Origin of the sequence: Micromonospora sp. NPDC049799 (assembly GCF_040656655.1) — a bacterium.
GTDB lineage: Bacteria > Actinomycetota > Actinomycetes > Mycobacteriales > Micromonosporaceae > Micromonospora.
Window position 1 is genome coordinate 1 of record NZ_JBFAMU010000687.1, and the last position, 2,169, is coordinate 2,169.

The window sequence follows — 2,169 nt, forward strand, 5'->3', positions numbered from 1 at the left end:
GCCGCGACCGCCACGGCCGGCCCCGGCAGCTCGGCCCGATGCCGCTCGACGACCTCCACCAACTGCCGCACCAGGGCGGCCACGTCGACCGCCGGCGGTGCCGTCGCGTGCAGGCCGCCCCCGACGGCGTACGCCCCGGGACCGACCGCCTGGTTGCCGACCTGGCTGGTTCCACCGGTCTGCTGGATCCCATAGTTGATCTCGGACATGCCGCTCCCTCACTCCGCGCCGGACCGGCCGCCTCGTGGCGCCGGCACCGGTTCGCCGCGCTGCTCCGCATGCGCCCCCGCACCCACCGCCTGGTTGCCCACGACACTGAGCCCACCGGTCTGGATGACACCCTGGTTCAGGATCATCGTCTGCCGCGAGCGGAACTCGGCGGTGTCCACCCCGCGCTCGTCCAGGAAGTCCACGATGGCGGCCAGCACGTGCCGCTCGACGACCTTCAGGTGCTTGGCGGCGTCCAGCACCTGGAAGTAGTTGTGGTAGCCGCTGCCGGTCGCCAGTTCCCGCACCCCGACCCGGGCACCGTAGTCGTGGCCCAGGTCCTCCCGGGCCAGCCGCCTCGCCCGCGCCCGCCGCCGGTCGTACCGCAGGACACGGGTGGCGTCGGCGATCAGCCGCAGCGGCGCGCCCGCCGCCGTGCGCAGCAGCATCTCCGCACCGGTGGCCAGCAGTTGCGCGCCCTGGCTGGCCGGGACCCACTCCGTCAGCCGGTCCACGTCGTGGTACGCCCAGCGCGGCGGTTCCAGCAGCGTGCGGGCGCACTCGAGGTAGAGGACCCGGCCGTCGGTGGAGAAGTGCAGAAAGGTGCCGGCCACCACCTCCGCGCCCCAGGACGGCACCAGGGCGCACAGGTAGTGCCGGGCCGCGCCCTGCGGGCGGCCCGCCACCTGGCGTACCTCGTCGTCGGTCCAGCACTGTCGGGGCATCCGCTCCCGGTCGGGCAGCAGCCGCGCGTCGTCGGTCAGCAGCCGCCCGCCCACGAAGATCCGGTCCTCCAGCAGCAGCTCCGGCAGCCGGTCTGAGTCCGGTCCGTCGAGCCCGACCGCCGCCAGGCGGGACCGCACGTGGTCGATCAGGTCCAGCACCGCGAACGGCGCCGGCTGCCCCGACGTGCCGGTACGCGCTGCCACGCCGGACAGGAGCGCGCCGTGCCCGGCCGGCACCAGGGGAAGCGCGAACGACCAGCCGGCGACCGGGGTGCCGTGCCCGACGAAGGGCACGTATCCGCTGTACACGGTCACGTTGCCCCGCTGGGCCTCCTCGACCGCGGCCAGGCGGGCCGCGTACCGGCCGTCGTGGGACGCGTCGGGCGCGCGGAACCGGCCACGGCGCAACCGGCCGACCAGCAGCCGCCGGGTGCCCCACAGGTGCGCCACGACCACCACGTACCCCACCACGCCGAACGGCAGGGCCAGCACCGGCCGGCCGACCAGCCACCCGGGCAGACCGGTCTCCCCGTCGCCGGTCGCGGCACCCTGCAGCTGAACCAGCAGCAGCACCGAGATCAGCGCCGTCGACACCAACGCCGCCAGCGGCCCGAGCGGGCCGTACCGGGTCGGCCGGAACGGGGTCAGCCTCGTGCCCAGCATCATCGCCGCGCCGGCCAGCAGCGTCCACAGCGGCGAGAGCACCACCGCGGCGCCACCGGCGATCAGCAGCCAAACGTCCCGCCGCCGCCGGCGTCGCCGAGCGCGAAGGCACTGGCGGAGCACCGACGCGGCGTCGAAACCCACCGACGGGGCGACCGCGCGCAGGTCGTCGTCGAGCACCGCGGCCAGCGCCCGCTCGGCGAAGGCCTCGTCGGTGTACGCGGCCGCGGACAGGTAGCGGGTGGCCTCGCTGACCGCCCGCGACCGCCCGAGCGTGCCCTGCTCCGGCGCCACGCTCTGCTGCGGCATCGCGCTCACGTCCCGTCTCCGATCGTGGGGGCGTCGCCGCCCGTGGATGTCGTCGGTCGCAGCGCCGCCACCAGTGCCAGCGGAGCGCCCAGCACGGCACCGGCGTACATCCCGCCGGCCAGCAGGGAACGCAGGTATCCCGAGGAGTCGAGGGCGGCGTCGGAGACGAGCAGCTTCAGCAGCAGAACGGCGACGGCGGTCGCGGCGGCACGTTCGTCAAGGCGAACATCGAGTTCATCCTCATCGCGATCGTCGGGATCTCGGT

At 74.8% G+C, this 2,169-nt stretch carries 3 protein-coding genes; all 3 read right to left on the minus strand.

From position 1 onward, the window contains the following. On the minus strand, nucleotides 1-209 hold a 209-nt coding region (locus AB0I76_RS28270; protein WP_357041689.1), incomplete at its 3' end, for a hypothetical protein. A 9-nt stretch (nucleotides 210-218) separates the two neighbouring features. Beyond that, entirely contained in the window at nucleotides 219-1,913 is a 1,695-nt protein-coding gene (locus AB0I76_RS28275) for a hypothetical protein (protein WP_357041692.1), read from the minus strand. Next, nucleotides 1,910-2,169: hypothetical protein (locus AB0I76_RS28280; protein WP_357041695.1), on the minus strand; the 260-nt coding region annotated here is incomplete at its 5' end. The genes AB0I76_RS28275 and AB0I76_RS28280, both read right to left, overlap by 4 nt.